Raw genomic sequence first — 1,330 nt, forward strand, 5'->3', positions numbered from 1 at the left:
GTCCGCCCCGCCCGGGAGGCCCGCCGCCCGGGCGGGGCGGGCGGTGCCCGACTGGTAACTTGGATGGCCGGGCGCGGCACGTCAGACCCCGCGGCGATATCGACGGTGAAGGTGCGTCGTCGGCATCGCCGGGAGGTGCCCCGGACGGTGTCCGCCGCGCGATCAGCACCGACGATTCCCTCTTGGAGGACCGCACATGTCCGGTAACCCCGACTTCGACCTGTACCAGCCCGCGGAGGAGCACGAGGAGCTCCGCGCGGCGATCCGTGCCCTCTCCGAGAAGGAGATCGAGCCGCACGCCGCGGACGTCGACGAGAACGAGCGGTTCCCGCAGGAGGCGCTCGACGCGCTCAACGCCTCGGGCTTCAATGCGGTCCACGTGCCGGAGGAGTACGGCGGGCAGGGCGCGGACTCTGTCGCGGCGTGCATCGTCATCGAGGAGGTCGCCCGCGTGTGCGGTTCGTCCTCGCTGATCCCGGCCGTGAACAAGCTCGGCACGATGGGCCTGATCCTGGCCGGAGGTGAGGACCTCAAGCAGCAGGTCCTGCCCGGGATCGCCGAGGGCGCGATGGCCTCGTACGCCCTGTCGGAGCGCGAGGCCGGGTCCGACGCCGCGGCCATGCGCACCCGCGCCCGCCAGGACGGCGACGACTGGATCCTCAACGGCGGCAAGGCGTGGATCACCAACGGCGGCAAGTCCACCTGGTACACCGTCATGGCCGTGACGGACCCCGAGAAGGGCGCCGGCGGCATCTCCGCGTTCATGGTGCACGCCGACGACGAGGGCTTCGGCGTCTCGAAGACCGAGAAGAAGCTGGGCATCAAGGGTTCGCCCACAGCGGAGCTGTACTTCGAGAACGTCCGCATCCCGGGTGATCGGATCATCGGCGAGCCGGGCACCGGCTTCAAGACCGCGCTGCAGACCCTGGACCACACCCGCCCGACCATCGGCGCCCAGGCCGTGGGCCTCGCCCAGGGTGCGCTCGACGCGGCGATCGCCTACACCAAGGAGCGCAAGCAGTTCGGCAAGGCGATCTCGGACTTCCAGAACACCCAGTTCATGCTCGCCGACATGGCGATGAAGGTCCAGGCCTCCCGTCTCATGGTGTACACGGCCGCCGCCAACGCCGAGCGCGGCAGCGCGCCGGGTGGGCAGAAGCTGGGCTTCATGGCCGCGGCGTCCAAGACGTTCGCCTCGGACGTCGCGATGGAGGTCACCACCAACGCCGTGCAGCTCTTCGGCGGCGCGGGCTACACCCGCGACTTCCCGGTCGAGCGCATGATGCGCGACGCCAAGATCACCCAGATCTACGAGGGCACCAACCAGATC

1 protein-coding gene is annotated in these 1,330 nt (G+C 70.0%); it reads left to right on the forward strand.

All coding sequences use genetic code 11. The features are described from left to right. Positions 1–196: 196 nt before the first annotated feature. The coding region (locus G6021_RS13540; protein ID WP_182641510.1) for an acyl-CoA dehydrogenase family protein at positions 197–1,330 on the forward strand (1,134 nt) is incomplete at its 3' end.

Source organism: Dietzia sp. CW19 (assembly GCF_014145265.1).
GTDB classification, from domain to species: Bacteria; Actinomycetota; Actinomycetes; order Mycobacteriales; family Mycobacteriaceae; genus Dietzia; species Dietzia natronolimnaea.